At 41.9% G+C, this 17,262-nt stretch carries 27 protein-coding genes, 1 tRNA gene and 1 pseudogene; all 29 read right to left on the bottom strand.

Annotated elements, in window-relative coordinates:
• Positions 1–31 precede the first annotated feature (31 nt).
• The 29 genes and pseudogenes from ACWQ4X_RS02485 to ACWQ4X_RS02345 all read right to left on the bottom strand — a co-directional run bounded on the left by ACWQ4X_RS02485 (position 32) and on the right by ACWQ4X_RS02345 (position 17,250).
• Positions 32–967, bottom strand: coding sequence for a phage tail tube protein (locus ACWQ4X_RS02485; RefSeq protein WP_457902593.1), 936 nt, complete (start codon positions 965–967; stop codon positions 32–34).
• A gap of 64 nt (positions 968–1,031) precedes the next feature.
• On the bottom strand, positions 1,032–1,445 hold the full coding sequence (locus ACWQ4X_RS02480) for a hypothetical protein (protein ID WP_457902592.1): 414 nt from the start codon (positions 1,443–1,445) through the stop codon (positions 1,032–1,034).
• Positions 1,442–1,816, bottom strand: a complete 375-nt coding sequence (locus ACWQ4X_RS02475; RefSeq protein ID WP_457902591.1) for a hypothetical protein — start codon at positions 1,814–1,816, stop codon at positions 1,442–1,444. The genes ACWQ4X_RS02480 and ACWQ4X_RS02475 overlap by 4 nt, the downstream gene beginning before the upstream one ends.
• A 3-nt stretch (positions 1,817–1,819) precedes the next feature.
• Entirely contained in the window at positions 1,820–2,077 is a 258-nt protein-coding gene (locus tag ACWQ4X_RS02470; protein WP_457902590.1) for a hypothetical protein, read from the bottom strand.
• Between the two features lie 2 nt (positions 2,078–2,079).
• Positions 2,080–2,448 carry a glutamate 5-kinase gene (locus ACWQ4X_RS02465; RefSeq protein WP_457902674.1) on the bottom strand — a complete coding sequence of 123 codons (369 nt, stop codon included), beginning with the start codon at positions 2,446–2,448 and terminating at the stop codon, positions 2,080–2,082.
• Positions 2,444–2,824: a hypothetical protein gene (locus ACWQ4X_RS02460; protein WP_457902589.1), complete on the bottom strand. Its 381-nt coding sequence runs from the start codon at positions 2,822–2,824 to the stop codon at positions 2,444–2,446. Before ACWQ4X_RS02460 ends, ACWQ4X_RS02465 begins: the two co-directional genes overlap by 5 nt.
• Positions 2,821–3,195 carry a hypothetical protein gene (locus tag ACWQ4X_RS02455; protein WP_457902588.1) on the bottom strand — a complete coding sequence of 125 codons (375 nt, stop codon included), beginning with the start codon at positions 3,193–3,195 and terminating at the stop codon, positions 2,821–2,823. Before ACWQ4X_RS02455 ends, ACWQ4X_RS02460 begins: the two co-directional genes overlap by 4 nt.
• A gap of 10 nt (positions 3,196–3,205) precedes the next feature.
• Positions 3,206–3,298, bottom strand: a complete 93-nt coding sequence (locus tag ACWQ4X_RS02450; protein ID WP_457902673.1) for a crAss001_48 related protein — start codon at positions 3,296–3,298, stop codon at positions 3,206–3,208.
• A gap of 105 nt (positions 3,299–3,403) precedes the next feature.
• A pseudogene (locus ACWQ4X_RS02445) lies at positions 3,404–3,571 on the bottom strand (DUF2829 domain-containing protein); the annotation flags it as partial.
• Between the two features lie 147 nt (positions 3,572–3,718).
• Complete coding sequence (locus ACWQ4X_RS02440) at positions 3,719–4,036, bottom strand: hypothetical protein (RefSeq protein ID WP_457902587.1); 318 nt, start codon at positions 4,034–4,036, stop codon at positions 3,719–3,721.
• A 3-nt stretch (positions 4,037–4,039) separates the two neighbouring features.
• On the bottom strand, positions 4,040–4,558 hold the full coding sequence (locus tag ACWQ4X_RS02435; RefSeq protein ID WP_457902586.1) for a HeH/LEM domain-containing protein: 519 nt from the start codon (positions 4,556–4,558) through the stop codon (positions 4,040–4,042).
• A 40-nt stretch (positions 4,559–4,598) separates the two neighbouring features.
• On the bottom strand, positions 4,599–5,546 hold the full coding sequence (locus tag ACWQ4X_RS02430) for a major capsid protein (RefSeq protein ID WP_457902585.1): 948 nt from the start codon (positions 5,544–5,546) through the stop codon (positions 4,599–4,601).
• Between the two features lie 12 nt (positions 5,547–5,558).
• Positions 5,559–6,323, bottom strand: coding sequence for a DUF6651 domain-containing protein (locus ACWQ4X_RS02425; protein WP_457902584.1), 765 nt, complete (start codon positions 6,321–6,323; stop codon positions 5,559–5,561).
• A 111-nt stretch (positions 6,324–6,434) separates the two neighbouring features.
• The gene (locus ACWQ4X_RS02420; protein WP_457902583.1) at positions 6,435–6,818 is read right to left on the bottom strand and encodes a hypothetical protein; all 384 of its coding nucleotides are present in this window, start codon (positions 6,816–6,818) and stop codon (positions 6,435–6,437) included.
• 82 nt (positions 6,819–6,900) lie between these two features.
• Positions 6,901–8,028 carry a minor capsid protein gene (locus ACWQ4X_RS02415; protein ID WP_457902582.1) on the bottom strand — a complete coding sequence of 376 codons (1,128 nt, stop codon included), beginning with the start codon at positions 8,026–8,028 and terminating at the stop codon, positions 6,901–6,903.
• A 2-nt stretch (positions 8,029–8,030) separates the two neighbouring features.
• The gene (locus tag ACWQ4X_RS02410; RefSeq protein ID WP_457902581.1) at positions 8,031–9,464 is read right to left on the bottom strand and encodes a DUF4055 domain-containing protein; all 1,434 of its coding nucleotides are present in this window, start codon (positions 9,462–9,464) and stop codon (positions 8,031–8,033) included.
• Positions 9,461–10,753 carry a terminase large subunit domain-containing protein gene (locus ACWQ4X_RS02405; RefSeq protein ID WP_457902580.1) on the bottom strand — a complete coding sequence of 431 codons (1,293 nt, stop codon included), beginning with the start codon at positions 10,751–10,753 and terminating at the stop codon, positions 9,461–9,463. The genes ACWQ4X_RS02410 and ACWQ4X_RS02405 overlap by 4 nt, the downstream gene beginning before the upstream one ends.
• Complete coding sequence (locus tag ACWQ4X_RS02400; protein ID WP_457902579.1) at positions 10,713–11,234, bottom strand: DUF2280 domain-containing protein; 522 nt, start codon at positions 11,232–11,234, stop codon at positions 10,713–10,715. Before ACWQ4X_RS02400 ends, ACWQ4X_RS02405 begins: the two co-directional genes overlap by 41 nt.
• Before the next feature lie 46 nt (positions 11,235–11,280).
• Complete coding sequence (locus tag ACWQ4X_RS02395) at positions 11,281–11,904, bottom strand: putative metallopeptidase (RefSeq protein WP_457902578.1); 624 nt, start codon at positions 11,902–11,904, stop codon at positions 11,281–11,283.
• Between the two features lie 41 nt (positions 11,905–11,945).
• Positions 11,946–12,158: a hypothetical protein gene (locus ACWQ4X_RS02390; RefSeq protein WP_457902577.1), complete on the bottom strand. Its 213-nt coding sequence runs from the start codon at positions 12,156–12,158 to the stop codon at positions 11,946–11,948.
• A gap of 42 nt (positions 12,159–12,200) precedes the next feature.
• Positions 12,201–12,689: a recombination protein NinB gene (locus ACWQ4X_RS02385; protein ID WP_457902576.1), complete on the bottom strand. Its 489-nt coding sequence runs from the start codon at positions 12,687–12,689 to the stop codon at positions 12,201–12,203.
• Positions 12,689–12,964, bottom strand: a complete 276-nt coding sequence (locus tag ACWQ4X_RS02380; RefSeq protein WP_457902575.1) for a DUF968 domain-containing protein — start codon at positions 12,962–12,964, stop codon at positions 12,689–12,691. The genes ACWQ4X_RS02385 and ACWQ4X_RS02380 overlap by 1 nt, the downstream gene beginning before the upstream one ends.
• Positions 12,965–13,438: 474 nt before the next feature.
• Positions 13,439–13,515, bottom strand: a tRNA-Arg gene (locus ACWQ4X_RS02375).
• Between the two features lie 669 nt (positions 13,516–14,184).
• On the bottom strand, positions 14,185–14,739 hold the full coding sequence (locus ACWQ4X_RS02370) for a hypothetical protein (RefSeq protein WP_457902574.1): 555 nt from the start codon (positions 14,737–14,739) through the stop codon (positions 14,185–14,187).
• A gap of 10 nt (positions 14,740–14,749) precedes the next feature.
• On the bottom strand, positions 14,750–15,445 hold the full coding sequence (locus ACWQ4X_RS02365; protein WP_457902573.1) for a metallophosphoesterase: 696 nt from the start codon (positions 15,443–15,445) through the stop codon (positions 14,750–14,752).
• Positions 15,446–15,856, bottom strand: coding sequence for a DUF1064 domain-containing protein (locus ACWQ4X_RS02360; RefSeq protein ID WP_457902572.1), 411 nt, complete (start codon positions 15,854–15,856; stop codon positions 15,446–15,448).
• A 4-nt stretch (positions 15,857–15,860) separates the two neighbouring features.
• Positions 15,861–16,178: a hypothetical protein gene (locus ACWQ4X_RS02355; protein ID WP_457902571.1), complete on the bottom strand. Its 318-nt coding sequence runs from the start codon at positions 16,176–16,178 to the stop codon at positions 15,861–15,863.
• Positions 16,175–16,438, bottom strand: a complete 264-nt coding sequence (locus tag ACWQ4X_RS02350) for a hypothetical protein (protein WP_457902570.1) — start codon at positions 16,436–16,438, stop codon at positions 16,175–16,177. Before ACWQ4X_RS02350 ends, ACWQ4X_RS02355 begins: the two co-directional genes overlap by 4 nt.
• On the bottom strand, positions 16,435–17,250 hold the full coding sequence (locus tag ACWQ4X_RS02345; protein ID WP_457902672.1) for a DNA cytosine methyltransferase: 816 nt from the start codon (positions 17,248–17,250) through the stop codon (positions 16,435–16,437). The genes ACWQ4X_RS02350 and ACWQ4X_RS02345 overlap by 4 nt, the downstream gene beginning before the upstream one ends.
• Positions 17,251–17,262: the final 12 nt, after the last annotated feature.

The following is a 17,262-nucleotide window of genomic DNA, read 5'->3' as shown; positions in this document are numbered from 1 at the left end:
CCTAAAAATAAAGCCCCATTCGGGGCTTAAGTTATGCTGTTGTGCGTGTAATGGTTGGTGCTTCTTTCACGTGACGGAACTCCATCGCCAGTGTGTGGTCATCATTGGCATTGGTGTCTGATAGACCGTCGTTATCAAGTTCCAATTTAGTGAAGTCAAAGCCGTATGCGTTGCCTAGCGTGTCTTCAATACCAATCTCAGCCGTCATGGTCTCCCGTGTTTCCACATATGGAATCCATGCTTTTGACGTTGTGGTCAATGCAAGTGTCACACTTAACGTGATTGATACTTTTCCTTCTGTATAGCGATTCGGGATCAAGCTTTCATTGCCTAAACATGGTTTAGCGGTCAGGTTGTTATTGATCGTAATCGTGAAGGATTCAGCACATGCAGATCCAACTGTAGTGGCACCATTAATCTTAAAGGTGTTCACGTTGATCGATGACAAGAATGGTGTTGTTGTTGGTGCCAATGGTGAAACAACTGGTGTGACGGCTGGGCTTGCATAACCTGTAGCACTGATTGAAGCACTGCCTGTAATCTTCCCTTCAGTATCACCTTGAATGGTCAACTGACCAATACGACAGCCCGAGAATACTTGAATCAAGCCAACTTTCTTATCGTGCTTAACAATGGTGTAGGTTGGCAATGTATCACCACCAATTTCCAAAGTTGCTACACCAGGAGTGCCAGAATCAACAAACATATTGCCTGCAACGCCTTCGAAGAACATATCTTGGCTGAGTGCCGATAATTCATATTCAATGTTGCCGACAGCTTCTGCTGATGTTGCCAAAGAACCTTGTTCAAATCGAGTATCAATACATTCATCCGATTGAGTGACTGAAACCGCTTTCTTTAGTGAATCAGAAGTTCGACGCAAGGTATGCCATACAGGTGATGCAGGCAACGTATTGGGACTATCTTCTTTTGCAATGTGGATAACCACATCGGTGCCTTTAGACATGGCATTTGCTCCTTATGGGTGTAAAAAAACCGCCATATCGGCGGCGGTCTGAAAGTTAAATTATTTAGTTAATACTGAACTCGGCTCTAATAATCTTGGCATAAAAATCATCATCATCCATGTTCTGTGGCGCGTGGACCAAATAGATTTCCAAATCACCTACTGCATACGACTGCAAGTGATTCGCCCAACTCTCACACAAATTTGTCATTGTGATGGTACCCGTGTTTTTAGGTGTGAAGCATTGGATTGCAATAATGCCGTACTTCCGAATACAAGGCTGATTACCCATCCCTACAATGTTGCTATCTGCATATTGGATTGATACACGGCACCATGGTTTATCTTTTGGTGGTTCGTATGGTTCGCCATTGTCATTGGGTTGGTTTGCAAGTCGTATATCTCGCTTATCCAAGCCGACAAAGGCAAATTGATTAATCCTTTTTTTAATCTCGGTTTCGGCTTGGATTAGAGTCATTTCGAATTTCTCATATTTATGAAGGCGATTGAGTAAACACCATTTGGCGCTTGTTTAGAGTGTCCAATTTCCAATGCATATGCGTGGCTGGCATTGGTCTGAATGAAAGCTTTGTCACCTAGTTTGAACTTCACAATTTGAGCAAGACCTTTCGATATAGTGCTTGCCCCACCAAGGTCATTATGGTTTGGATCGAATTGATAATCTTCTTGGCCTATTGATACTTTATGACTGCCCCTATAGGTTCCATCCATTACAGGTGAACCAAACACCACTGATTGAATGCCTATTGTTAGAAGCCGCTTAGCACGTTCTTCACCCTGCTTTTCGATCTCATGAGTAAAGTTCGTCGGTTTGTTTTTCCAGCCCATCACCTACTCCCGATATTCTACTGTCACCGCTCCAAATAGGATTTCATGTGCTAAATCACCATTAATTGATACAGGTTTGCATTCAATGTCTGTCTTAATTCGAATCAGGAAACCCTTTTCTATATCAACATAGAAGGCATCGCGGATACGCTCACCATTCAAGTACACAGCTTTAATATTGGTCGCTCGTACATCCGCATGGAAGGCTTGGTCGCTGTCTGCTGCGCGCTGAATAAGTTTTGAATCATCTAGATAAATCACATTCACACCTTTCTCAATTGAATTGAATAGGCAGCACCTACAGGATCAGCACCAACATCCAAAACCTTAAAACTGCCTTTTATTGTTACCCAAACATCACCAATCTGTGGTACCTGAGTTGCTTCATTTTGCAGCACCGTGGCTTTACAGTCAGTCACCTGATAATCATCAGGCTTCACCAAATCTTTCGCATATGAGCCAAATAACACACCTCTGCCGCTATAGGCTTCAACGATGGTTGTTGGATATGTCTCTGTCTCGAAGTCAAACTCGCCAGACCGAATCTCTTTAGAGCAAGTAAATGCGCTTACAGCATCGCCTAGTTTCTTATTAAAGGCTTGGGCTACTTTGGATTGGACTTTATTCTTAATCATGAACTTCACTTTCCTCATACATATTGAATAGATCCAAAGCAATTCGCTGAATAGAATACGCTTCAAACTCTTTGCTTGGTTCTTTCTCACCCATCAAGGCTTTTACTCGCTGCCAAATATGCACAGCCTCATGCAGTAAAAGTGCATGATTTTCTAGCAAGGTCCGCTCACCAGATTCACTAAGCTGAACTATGCAGTATTTCCCATTGTCATAGTAATCAACCTGAGCATCAGCTCCAGCAGATAAGAACTTATCCGTATCATTCATGTCATCGAACAACAGGTCCATGTGAAGCTGATTACGTGCCAAGGTGTATTTAACATGCTCAAATGGAGTGATATACCATTCGGGTACATAGTTGGTATTAATCATCCCCGATACACCTCAAATGCATAACCTTTGGGTTTTAAATCCAGTGAATCAATATAAGCCTTGGCGATCTGCTCATATTCGGAAATTTCAACACTACCTTCAGCATAGGTTTCACTGACTTGTACTGTGTCAGCCTTTACACTTTCGCTTGTGGTTTGGCGTGCAATGCCTGAATAAATGACACCTGCCTGAATGCCTTTAATAATCTCGCATGCGGCATCTTTTAAAAGCGGATCAATTGGATCAGGAACAAAGCTAACTTCATTCTTCATCCATGTGTTTGCCAATTTAATCAATCGAGCTTTATCACCATCTTCGGCAAAGTCTGCCCCAAGGATTGATTCAGCTTCGGCAACAGTAATAAAGCTCATGGGTTATTCCTTAAAACAATGTGATGCGTTTTGTTAATACATCGTTGTATGCATCCATGTGCTTATGCTGCTCTTGCAACAAAGCCCATTGCTCATCATCGATAAATGCTGGTTAACCTTTATCAAGGAAATTTTCCAGCGCATCTAATTTTTCATTAAGCTCACGCTGCTCTAGGCGTACACGATCTTGTGGGGTTTGTGATTGGTGATAAGACTTTTCAAATACATCACGAGGCGACCATGAGATATAACCAGCATGGCGTTCGTCGTTAGGCTTTCCGCCATCCACATATTCGACCAAGTAGCCTTGTTCGGCTGGATCTTCATTTTCTGGAATCTGCCAACCGCGATAATCGTTGTATTCACCGCGCGTCATTGATGTTGCTAATACTGATTTGGTGCCAATGAAAGCCACCATTGATAATGCGATTAATTTTTTTGACATTTTTATTTACCTGTCCAACTTTTAAGAATTAGTGCCTGAATGATGATTTGCTCATCAGTTAGAATGACCGTTGCTTTATCACTGGCTTGAGTTGCGCATTGCCATTAGGATTCGATAGGCACGTCCACCTTTGTGAGTGCAGGCATTGAAACCATCATCACCCTTCACAATCACCTTTGAAATAAAACCATCTTTCAACAATAAATCTCTTCCTGATTTACTTGGAACATCCCCGTCATATAGCGGACCATGTTTAAATGCAGCCATTATGGTGTCCTGCTCACCGCTAGACATTTCTTGAACACGAATAATAAATTCGATATTGCTTTTGATTTCTTCCGCGGAATCTAAGGTGACATCACTATGAATGACATCAAGAAGCTGTTTAACATTCATGAGTTATTCTTCCGTTTTTACTGGTTGCTCAAGTAGCGAAATCAGAGTGTCTTTATTGTCCCGCGCCAGATACTTGATCTCTTTTTCATCAAGCAATGCGCGTAATTGATCTGCGGTCATTGAGCTGTAATCAGTCGGCTTTGGTGTATCTGCATCTGCTGGTTCAAGCTCTGCAATACGTGCTTTCATAGCGCCAACATCATTTTTAAATGCAATCTGCTCGCCTTGTGCAGTACTCAATTGCTCTTTCGTGTTGCTCAGGTCGAGTGCCACAGCATCAAACTGCTCTACTGGGACCAGTCCGCTCAAGTCAGCAGGCTCACCTTGTTCAAGGTTATTTTTTGCCACTTCCAGAACTTCTACTTCAATATTAATCGCCTCATAATCGGCTTTGATTTTTGGGTAGTCGCCATAAATTACAACTGACTTTGCTTTTACTACAGGCTTGTCGTAATAATCAGGATTGTGAATCTGACCGTCGTGCTGAATTTTTTCGCCATTTTTCGCATAAATAATTTTCATGTTCTTCTCACAAAAAGAATGGGGCTTTCGCCCCACTCAATTAAGGTGTACCTGAAAGGTCTAAGTAAGTACCAGCAGTCATCTTGTTGCTAGTTGCATGCTTCAGCCAGTTTGCAGAAGCACCAAGTTGTGCAAGTGTAGGGTTTTCGCCTTTGGTTACATCCCAAGAGTAGCCAAGCAAATCAATGTTAAACACGCCTTCTGCACGTGCACCGATCGCAAGGTTTTCTTCGCCATTAATGTCATACAGACGGAAACCCGGTGCTTGAGATTCAGTAATTTTCACCGCACCTGCTTGCAGACCAAATGCATCGTTGTCACCAACCAAGTCAGTTACCAACACTGGTTTTCCAAGCGTGCCCGGTAAACCACCGTAGACCACGATTTCTGATTCACCGTAAATTTGATTTGTCAGTGCTTCATCCACTAAATCAAAGTAGGTGTCAGAGTTCATAACCCACAATGCGATGCGTCCAAACTTGTCACCCATTGGGCGCATTGCTTTGGTAAGGGCTTTACGACCATCTACTGCAATCGTGCCTGTTGCAACCATGTCAGTATTGCCAGAGATTGCGGCTTTTACAGATGCCAAACCATATTGCAAACGACCAACCATAAGTGCATCCGCAAGATCTTGACCTACAAGCTCAGCAAATTCTTCTGGTGTGCGCGCACGACGTTTGAAGGCTTCTTCTGTAGAAGCATATGGACCATATTTGTACGGAGTTTTTACACCAACCATTTCACCTGAGCCAATTTTTGATGGAGTCACAGGATTGGTTGAGTTCACATCACGGTGTGCAATAGAGCCACCGATTTTATAAAACGATTCTTGACTAAAGTTGCCTTTAATCATTTCGCTTTTATAAACAATTGCACCATTTGATGCTTGGTTGAATACATTCAGGTTATCTTGAATGCGCTCTAAATACGCTGTCTCAGCAAGCGTATTATAAATTTTCATATCAGAATTGACTGTAGTCGTCATCTAGCAAACCCCTTATTTTGGTAAATCTAAAAATGCTTCTTGACCGTGTTTGGAAATAAACTCAGCCTTTTGACTTGCATTCATCTCCCCACGTTTAAGTGATGCACCACCCTGACCACCATTCCCTTGGAAACCACCACCAGAACCTTGACCACCTTTTAAAATGTAGTCTTTATTTGGATAGGCATTGACCAATGTTTGAATGGCTTCTTCAAAGCCCGCAGGTTCACCAAACTTTTCACGTGACAAGATTTTTTGACCATCTGTGCCATATGCCACCAACTTGCCATCTTCGACCTTAAATGCACTGCCGAATTGGGCTTGTAGTAGATCAACAGGGACAGAAATGTTTTCCTGAATGTACTTAGAGCGACTAAAACCACCGCCAATAAGCTCGCTGTTTAATGCGTTTTGCGCTGCGCCAAGCTGATCTTGGAGTTGTTTAATTTGTGGGTCATACGTGCATTTTAGCTGCTCAGTTAATTGCTGACGCACTTTGTCCACTTCGCCTGCATCGATCAGTTTTTTACTGTCAATGTCGCCAAGTTTCTGAATTGCTTCACGTGCTTTTGCAGCGTCCAGACCCTCAAAGTCCTTCAATTGGTTGAGTGCTTGTTCTTTTGCTTCACGATGCGTTTTAGCTTCCGCATTTAGGCTTGAAATCTTGCTTAATGCTTCGCCAGCATCAAATACAATTTCTTTGCCATCATCGCCTACATAAACAGGCTTACCATCTTGCAGAACTGCGTGACCATTCGCGTCTAATTTCAGTTTCATAAGTTTTCCAACTCTTTGTTTTAAAAGGCATCCGCCCGATTGCGTCTACAGCTTCCACTTTCGACAGGTAATAAAAAAGCACCCTGTTGGGTGCTTTAATTTGCTTATTAATTAATTAAAAATAACATCTGGATTTCTTGAATAGGCTTCTATTATTTTTGGGTAATCAAATAACTGTTGGTTGCTTTGTGCGGCTACTTTATTGATTCCCCACCCATTATCCTCAATACGCTCTAAAATCAATAACATTACACTCGTCACAATATCTTTGCCTCTAGGACATAAAATATTCTGATTGCCATTACCGTCAGCGTAAAAAGCGCACTCCTCTGGTAAGGCAATTTTTTCCAGAGAGCAAGGTATTATTTGCGCTCTTGAAAGCATGACGAGATGCCCTTCTTCTATATTGCGCACCTCAATGGTAAAGTTGGCCTGAGAGTCTGTATTGAATTCCGAGTTGGCATCAATTAATAAAGATTCAATTGAATAATCCATAATTGTTTTCCTTAAATAGGTTTGAAAACAAGTATGCCTAAACTTTAAATTAAATCAATAAAAATCTTGTATATACAAATAGTTAAGCTCCGAGCACAACTTTAAATGTCTCCGCATCATTCACCCTCAATTCCTCCAGCGTATAACCCCGCTTATTCAACGGATCGGCGAACTTATCCAAGCTATATTCACCTTTTTGGTACAATTCAAACTTCGATTTACCCAACCACTGACGCTGAAATGATTCATCCTGATCATCAAACCAAGTCTTAAATGATGTGTTTGCATCAACCTGACCAATGATGCCGTCACGCTGATCCTTTGGAATGTCTTTGACCTTTCGTGCATCAGCCACAAATGGCCTTAAACCTGCGACATTGCCATCCTTATCACATGGTGCATAAGTTGTGCGGTTATTTGGATGAACTGGAAAGCGTGGTCGTTTCGGATCATCAATTGCATATACAGTCCCATCAATGGATGCACAGTATTTGCACGTGCGACCATCCAAGGTGGCCACAACCTTCACATAGTCATAGCCAAGTGCTTTATATGTGTCGATGTAAGTCGCATTACTGATATGGCTTCGGGCGGTTCTGACTTGGCGTTCAATCGAGCTTCGGCTTGATTCAAGCAGACCATCCTTGTAATCATTCGCCTTGCGACCTTTAATCCGCTGAATAATCTGCTGATTAGTCTGCCCTTGTGAAATACCATCACGAATGACATATTCCACTTTTTTTCTGAGTGAAGCGGCAATATCAGCAAACAGGTATTCAACCAACTGACCGCCTGCAAATGGTGTGCTTCTGACGGTCTTGTAGATTTTCTCTGCATTAACAACCGCAGCAGATCCAGCAATCAACTTTGCAGAATATGAGGCTTCATAGACTGCCAATTGCAAAGCAGATTTATCGAACTGCTCAAACAATTCCACATCTAAAGATTTGAACCACTCATTCAGAATGGTTCGAATCTCTTCGATATTTTTGCTGGTCTTGGTCTTACTTGAAAAGTTGATGCTTTGCAGTGCTTTCCGCTCAGAATCCGACAATTCACCCAAAAGCTCACTGAGTCGCATCAATTGCGCATCAGACAACTTGTTAAATGCTGCTGTCAGCTCATTAATAACTTGAGACGATGCTCGATACAGATACGCTGAATGTTGGCTCAGCGCATCAACTAAGGCTTTCTGCGCTGAAGTGTTCATAATTACTCACCATCACCAGGTGGATTATTAATCCCACCGTCTGTTTGCTGTTCAAGTTTCTTCACCACATCTTCCCACTTGTCTTCAGGAAGCGTGCCTGTTTGCTCGTAGTGATACCAAACATACCAAGGGATACTTCCATTCAAGCACGCCTCATAAATCAATCGAGAGCGAACAGGATCGTATTTAGGCTTGTTGAAATCTTGGGAAATCGAAAAGGTTAAATCATCAGACGTCCATTCTTTGCTTGGCAAGGCAAAACGCGCACACCAAAGCAATGCCATCTGAAGCACTTCACTGGTATTTGAAACAACCAGGGATAATACCGAGTGCTGAACAGAATCTTCATTGTCCGCCTGAGTTGCAGTCTTGTTGGCAGAACCAACTTCAACCAAGCGAGCACCCATTTCTTTCATCTGTACCCATTTATCAGCGGCAAGCTGCTTCACAAAACTGTTTTCATCTGCTTGAGCAAACTTAACCTCAGTTGGAAAGCCTGAGCGTGAACCAATCTTAAGCTTGTCCTCTTTGATGACCTTGTATTGCTCCATCGTCACATTCGGCATGCATAAGACAGCCTGACCAGTGATAAAACCTGATTCTTCAACATCAGCGCTATTTCGGTAGTGCGACAGATTGATTTCAGCCAATTCAAGCAATGGCGCATTATCGATTTGATCCGAATTGTCAGTTGCACCACAAAAACTAAATGGAATGAAGTCCCATGTTTTACCGTGATAGTCTTTTGGGATAACTTCACTGGTTTTGGTATATTCCCCTTTTTCGCCAGCAGTCCAAACCTCAACCACATAAACGAAAGACTCATCCTGCGGAATTAAGCGTAATACTCGGTATTGGCTTTCATTCTTCTTGGAGAATCCATCTTCACTGACCTTGGCAACTGTTTCCTCAATCACGATCAATGAATATTTGCGCTGATTGCCGACAATAATATAATCCCAGTTGATTACCGATTTAGCCTCAAGCGTATGGATAATTGGATAAGCATTTTTTGTCTTATCTTCAGCCTTGTTTGCACTTGGTGCCACGCTCGGATAATCAACATAGATACCACAGCGATAATGCTTCATTAGCAAACGCACTATTCTTTGTGCAACTTGATAGATAGATCGTCCAGCACCATCGGCATTTCGTTCCAAATACTTAAAATCATCTGGTCTTTTAAAGTCAGGCAGTCTTTGGAATGCGGAGCCAATCAAACTTTTTAAAGTTCTTCCAGTCACGCCATAAAAGACTGCTCGATCCAAATACTCTTTGTATCGCTCTTTATCGCCATCACCAAAAGTAACAGGCACAGGCAAATACTCTTGACCAGCCGCCTTGATTGCCTTCTGACCTACACAAACATCATCAAGCATTTTCCATGTCTGAATATTGGCTGTGTAGTCGGCATGTTTTGTAGTTACACCTGTCATCTTCTGCTTCCAAAAATATCTATGTCTAGGCGAGTTACTGGCTTAATGATTGGGAATCTTTTTGCTATCGGATAACCACCAGCATCACCCACATGGTCCAGTCCTGACTTCTTATCAGGCATGCCAAAATCATCGTAAATTTGCTGTTCTAGGGTCTCGGTGAATCTCGGGCATTTGTTTGTATTGACCATCAATGTCCGCTCACCTTCACCATTTAAGATCAACGCATTCACCGCATTAATTCGTTCTTTAATCGCTGGATTGGTTCCGTCGACCTCAACTGTAAAACCTTTGTCCCTCAAAATCTGATGATCTGATTCGCTGCTATTCTTTGACGACTTAGCTTGACCCGCAGCATCAGGAATTACCGTCATTTCATGAAATGGAAAACGCTCAATCAATAACTGAGCCATGGTCGGTGTATCTCGAACTCCTACCAACTCATCCAATGCCAAAGGTTTTCCTTCCCGAATCACATAGACCACAGCAGCCATTTTCAGAACGTTAAAGTCCATGCCGATGATTAAAGGTTCATGCGGCTGAATTTCAGCATCAGTGTGATTAAGCTTGCGATCAAAGTCAGGATAAACAGCACCACTTGTCAGGTTTACGAATTGACCTTTCAAATAAGCCGAAATCAACTGAGGTGGATATGACTCAAATAATGATGAAATATAGTCTTCAGGTAGATTGTTTTCATTGTCATAAGTCGAAGCCTGAATCATTCCATATAAAGCACGTTTGGCTGGCGTTGAATTGGCTTCTTTCACAAACTGCTGGTAAGTGAATTTAAAGCCTTCAGGCGTAGTCGCCACATCAATACCATTGATCAAGCCTGCTTGCTTAAAACGCATACGAGCAATGATTTTCCGCCATGCCTGCTGTGCTTTCACTGTTGGCATCACATCCAGCTCATCAATCAGAGCATGCCCAATTTTAAAACCAACAATCGTTTGCGGTTTTTCCATGGAGCGGCAAATAATCGTGCTTCGATATTGCCGACCATAGTAAATATCCACTTCCTTGTTTGATTCGTAAATCTTGGTTTTTAACCCCCAATCAAATGCAACCTCATCAATTGTTGGGAAAAAGATGTCTCGGATCTGCGGATAGGTTGGAGCAAAGTAACCCAATGGCACTTTGGGAAATTCCCAAGACTTATCGCATAAGCTTGAGCACCCAACCCAAGTTTTACCACTACCAAATCCAGCCACAAACGCACGAAACTTATTTTTCAGCTGTAGAAAGTTAGCCTGAGGTATGTTCAGTGTCGGATTGATGTTCGGCATTTGCTTTACTCGCGTCTACAACTTGAATTGTGACTTTCACTGGAGTTGGATCATCACCCGCGCCATCTTCACCATCACGAATACGTTGAATTTCTAATTTCTTGATTTCTATATCCAAGAGCTGCGTGTCATGTCCTTGCATCTCATCCTTAACCTGCCTAATGATGCTTTGCTTCATGACTTTGTTTTTGCCCCAACTGTCATACATCTTTTGCAGCTCATTGAGGCGGACAGATTTATTGGCTAATGGAATGTCATACACACTGGCTTTAAATTCAGCCCTTGTACTTTCAAAAAGGTCTTTCAGTTTTTTACTTAAATTGCGACCAACGTACTTTGTTGGATCATATGCAGCCACCTGTTGACGGCTGACTTCTATTTTAAAATCCTGTTTTACAGCATCTGCCACTTGTTGAGGTGTTTCAAAGCAGGCAAGAGACTGGACTATAAAGATTTTTACAGGCTCTTTGAGTGCTGCCATAAACACCCCTTTGTAAAATGACGTAAAACTAAACAGGCAAAAAAATTTAAGCCAACTTCAATAAACACGTACCGCATGCATGAGCAATGTTTGATTTGGAAATTGTTGGGCCATTGTTTGATAAAGCCGCCATTCTTTGCACATCCACATTGCCGCCATAGCGCTCAACAACACCAAAGAACTCTTCGACATCATGACCACGCATTTGCAATATCGCGTGACCTGTTTGGCTGTCATAGCATGGCCCACCATTTGGACTAATCTTATGCTTGAGGTGATACAACTCATGCTCAACCAAAGCCATGAATGAAGAATCAGAACACTCCGAACAATACCGAGCGTCTAATGTGATTAAAGCTTTAGGTAGAAATCCAAACCATTTAATCAACTGTGCTTCTTGTCGGTACTTCTTCCAACCACTCACCTGAAATTGAATAATCTCAGCCTGACCCAAAACGACTCGACCTTGCTTTTCAAATCCACTCTCAGCCCAAAGAAAGCAAACACCAGAATGGTCTATCAAGTGTTCATGGTCTTTGTTGTATAGTTTGCTGTCTGGATTAAGAATGCATGTCTGTAGCCACTCATAAATCTCTTGTGCTGGCTCAAATATAAAATCTTCTGTCCAGTCTTTATCTATGAGGTGTTCAGGTGGGTATGGTCTTTTCATAATCATTAGCCAATAAAAAACCTCCCGAAGGAGGTCTTGGTTCATAAGGTGTAAGAATCACCAGTGTCTGGGTGGTAAAAGTATCCGTAACCATCCATTTCAACTACCTTGCCATCAATAACTACACCAATCAAATTTTCATATCCATGTGCTGGCTCATCTAAAGATGTGGATTTTCGCTTTTCGTAAATACCCTCAAAAATCTTTTTATTGCCTTTTAAATCTTGAAACTCTACTTCTTTCTTGAATCTCATTGCTCGTACTCAAATTATTCAATGAGTCATCATCGTATAGGATCAATATTCCCAGCACCATCTCAAATCTTCTGGAATAGTTAAGTGTACGCCTAACTGTGTCGCAGCAAAATCATGCACGTAATTCAAATATTCAGTCATCTGTTTCACTGTGGCTTTGGTTGTACTGGTCAGCTTAATAACATGCTCGCCGATTAGCTTGTATTCATCAGGCTCAGACTGTTTCACTCTTGCGATTGAGTCGCACATCTCTGCAAACTCTTGGTCATCACGCTTATAAATAAAGATCAGGTATTTCTTTTTGAACTCAAAGTGTAATGAGTCTTTATGCTGCCCTGTCTTGCGTTCAATCTGACCAAGCCACATCCAATACAGTCTGTTTTGAGCTGAACTGCGGTCATCCTGTTTTTGATCAATCACAACACGTAAAGGCTTACCGCTTTCAATCGCCTTGGTGTAATTGCTATGCATGAAGCTGATAGCTTTAGTGATGTCAGAATGGGTGTTAATTGGGAATACTGCTGGTTCCATCAAAACACCTCTTTACTTTCAACCTTAAGCATCCGATTAGTTTGCTCTAACCACTGCTCAAACATTGCCTCACTCTCTGCACGACCACCCAATTTAAATTGATCAAATGCGCTATGGCATGAATGGCACAATGGAATAGTGAACAGGTCTGAACTTTTGATTCCTCTACCCTTGCCATTCTTTGAGCTATTTGAATGTGCGGCTTGACTATCTGGATTGCCGCATCGGATACAAGGCAGATTTCGTATTGCTACCAGTCGCTTGTTATCGCGCATGACGTTTTATGTTTTCTTTGAGCGTTTCAATGTTGTGATCGATCTGACGCACTCGCTTATCACACTCGAATTTAAATGCGACAGTGGAATTTAAGTGGTTTAAGCTAATTATCTTTTCTTTATCTTCGTGCAATTTTTGGAGATTCTTCTTTGCTTCGACTATATCCATAGACCACCTATAAGAAATGAAAAACCCTGCCAATATCTAGAATTAAGCAGGGTTTTATATGCCGTAATACGTTCGGCAAAATTGCTAGCTATATGGCTAACAATGAGGGTGAAAAATAAAAGGTTAGCTATTTGGCTATTCGATCTCTTTCAAACATTCTCGACACACTTTGATTTCTTCATCGTCAATCGTGTAATCAAACTCTGTCGCGCCATGGAATCCAAACAAACACATCAATAATCGAAGCATGGTCTTTCTCCAAGCAACAAAAAAAGCCCATCGAATGATGAGCTTCATAATATGGGTGGCGCGCCATGCAGGATTCGAACCTGCGACCATCCGCTTAGAAGGCGGATGCTCTATCCAACTGAGCTAATGGCGCATTAGGTGGCGGCATTCAACTTAAACCACTACGAATAAGAGTGCCGCCATAGGTGCCCTGATATTGCTTACACAAAAAACATTTCTCAGGGCATAAAAAAAGCCCACAAATTGTATTGCAGGCTATTAAAATTTAAAAGATTAGTCAGGGAACTATCTGCTAAATCTGAAGCGAATTTTGCAGAAAATCTCAACTGATTGCAATACTGAAATGCATCCAAAATACACATTAATAAAAATTTCATATTTCAGAATGAAAAAAGCCCACCTTTCGGTGAGCTTTTAAAAATATGGCGTGGTAGTGGGGATTCGAACCCCATGACTTTGGTTAAAACTTTATAAGATTAATAACAGCAACTTCTTCGACAGGGATACCTAGCATCTACCACCAAAATCGCTAGAACCACACCCATACCGCATACGTAGTTAAACGCACTGAAATATTGATCCATCAATTTCTCCTTATAAAAACAGATTGTCGCCAAAGAAGATGCTATCTGGTATCCCAGTAAAAGAACGCTTGTGTATTTAAACCCTAATAAAGTGGTGCTCCAATCCAAACTCATGGAAACACCAGTCATAACTCGGTAAAAATTGTTTTGGTCTCGGTTGAACCGTAATACGACCAGTATAAGAAAACTATACCTGAGTTATCAGAATAATGATAGACCTATGCTCGTAATTCTTTGTAAGTATTTTTCTTATACTTCTCAATGGCTTCTGCAGCCTCATTGATAGCTGATTCAATTGCTAACGTCATAAGGTTTTCGTACTGCTTCCATGTCAGTCGGTATACGTTCGATGTCATTTGTTGGGTATTAAGTCCTGCATAATACAATCGCCCTTGAGCCGTAAAATACCCCTCAAGCTCAGGATTCAATGCAAAATCAATAACCATTCGAGCAACCAGCCAAGCCAAGTGATACATCGCAATATGCTCAGGCTCTCGCTTTTTATCCTTTTGAGCATTGGCCAACATGATTTGAGCCAAGTGATTTCGCACATATTCATAATCACTTTCAGACTTATGGCCAAACACAATCAATGATGTCACTGACTTTGCAAGCTGCGTATCCATTGAAGCAATAGCGCCAAGACGATCTTCGTAATTCAATGGTTTCTCTCCTGTGCCATGCACAACTGGTTCAAAGTTTGGAGAACTCGCAGTAATACCATGAGTTAACCATTCAAATTTTTCAAACTTCTCTGCTACTACTGCATTCATGTGACTACCCTCAAATATTTTCTAAATTTAAAATTGTCAAAGTTCCCCAATGAACTGCACCAGTATCAATCCAGTAGCAGTTATCTCGCTTGCATGGTTTTTGTGTGACTGTGTGCCCCATGATTACTGCGTCAACACCTGACACATGGGTGTATTGAGTGGCATCAGGATCAAGACGATCTCGACACCACATTGCTACCTCGGTAGGTAGTCGTTTTCGCTCAATGACGTATTTGGCTTTATCAAAATTATTGAGCTCATCTTTAAACTCACCCCAATTGTTTGACTCAATATGCCCGTGTACAAAACCGTATTTTTTACCCTTGTGATTCAACTCAAGTGCTATTGGTAGGGTTTTAAGTTTCTTGATGATTTCCTGTTGAACCGCATAATCCAACACGTAAAACCATTCACCACCATTGGAAATATGGCAGTTGTAAAATGATTGGTTTTCTACACCACGAATACACAATTCTTCATGATTCCCCATCACAGACGTAAACCAAGGCTTAGACAGCAACTCAATGCACTCTAAATTTTGTGTACCTCGATCCACCAAATCCCCAACAGCAACCAGCAAATCATTTTCAAAGTCGAAGCCAATTTCATTCAATCGATTCATAAGCAAGTTGTAGCAGCCGTGAATATCACCAACTGCATAGAGCTTGCCTTTGATTTCCTTGTCCCAAATTTTTACTAAGCTCATTTAGACCTCGCTAATCTCAATACCGTGAACACTCTTCATCAGATGCTTTTTAATCCGATATTCAGCCAATGACCGTGTTTGAACAGACTTCACATCCTCAACGATGAAAAGCCCTTCTTTTGTTGTGTAAGTAAAATCAGCAAAATAACGAAGTGCTGGCTTTGCTCGATCTTCATTTGCAAACTTGACCGACTCAGCCAGTACAAATTTGACCTGACATTCGAGTGAATGAATCTCACCCTCTTGCCGCATCAACCAAAGCAATTTGTATCGCTTGGCTTCTTTGATCGAATCGAACTTTTTCCCCATCAATTCGGTTTTCTTGTTTTGATACTTTGGATCTCTGCGATTACGACCACGCGCTTTGATTTTTGATTGAATCCGTAGACCTTCTGGAACTTTTGCGTTCATGATTTCACCCCAATCTATTTAATTTCAGAGCTTCATTTACATGAAGATCAGTGACTATTGTTGTTGGTGCAATATGATTTCTAATGTCGGATACATCGTCTGTGCGGTCATGGTCAGCAATTGCGGTGCGGAGGTCTGATAGCGGTTTCAATTCAGGCATATCGAAATACACCTCATCCCAAACATCAGAAATATCATCCCAGTAAATGACGTTGTTTGTTTTTTGGTAATAAGTGATTTCGCAATCTTCATCACTGTAATCTGTCGCACCAATAGGCGCACCATCCACAATTTCACGCATTCTCTCGATTGTTAAATTCATGATTTCACCCCAAATATGTTCTTAGCCTTATCGGTTGGTAAGTATCCAATTGGATATTCACCATCACCTTCTAGGTATCCTTGATCCTCTAATTGATGTAGATACCGCTGCGCTGAGCGAATATGAACCCCAGCTAAACTTGCAATTTCCTTAGACCAAATACGTCGATTGTTTTTCACAGCAAAACTTATGATCTGTACGTAACAATCAAATGCTGTAGCGAATTTTTTTGAATTAAATTTTGGTTGTGAGCTGCTCATGCGACCACCTCACTCAAGCAGCCTTCAGATAAGAACTCGAATGCGCTTTTAGCCACGATTGGAACTTGTCCATTCCCAATGGCTTTAAGTCTGTCCACCCGATGGGCCACCCCATTAGCCACTCGACCCAATTCGGGTTCAACACTCCACCACTTTGTCCACTCTTGACTGCACCCGCCAATCCGTTTTGGTGATGATTGCTCACTTTTCCGCGCTTGTTCCCATCTGAAGCTTTTGGCGTTGGATACATCTGCACGATCGCCCCAAGTGTTGGGCTTTTCCGCTTTAAGTCCCCTGGGTAACCATTTCTTTTCCAATCGCTCGCAACTGGCGTGGGCAACAATCCATATTCGGTCACGTTGATGGGGCGCTCCAAAGTTGGATGCTGAAAAACGTGCCCATTGCGTGTCATACCCCATTTTGGCAAGATCACTGATGACTCGGGTAAGTCCTCTGGAAACAAGCAATGGTGAGTTTTCCACCCACACTTCTCTAGGTCGTACTTCACCAATAATTCGTGCCATTTGGGACCACATGCCTGATCGAGCACCATCGATACCTGCGCCTTTTCCTGCCGAGCTAATGTCCTGGCATGGAAAACCTCCAGATATGACGTCAATAATTCCTTTCCATGGTTTTCCGTCAAAAGTTGTGATGTCAGACCAAATTGGGAAAGCCGGGAGAATTCCATCGTTTTGTCGTTGCGCCAAAACTTGTGCTGCGTAGGCATCACGTTCAACTGCGCAAACTGTTCTCCATCCAAGGAGGTGTGATGCGAGTATTCCGCCACCAGCGCCTGCGAAAAGAGCCAACTCATTTAAACC

The sequence above is a fragment of the Acinetobacter sp. NigerLNRRAM0016 genome (assembly GCF_054112845.1).
The sequence above is the reverse complement of the archived record's forward strand: the minus strand, read 5'-3'. Positions and strand labels throughout refer to the sequence as shown.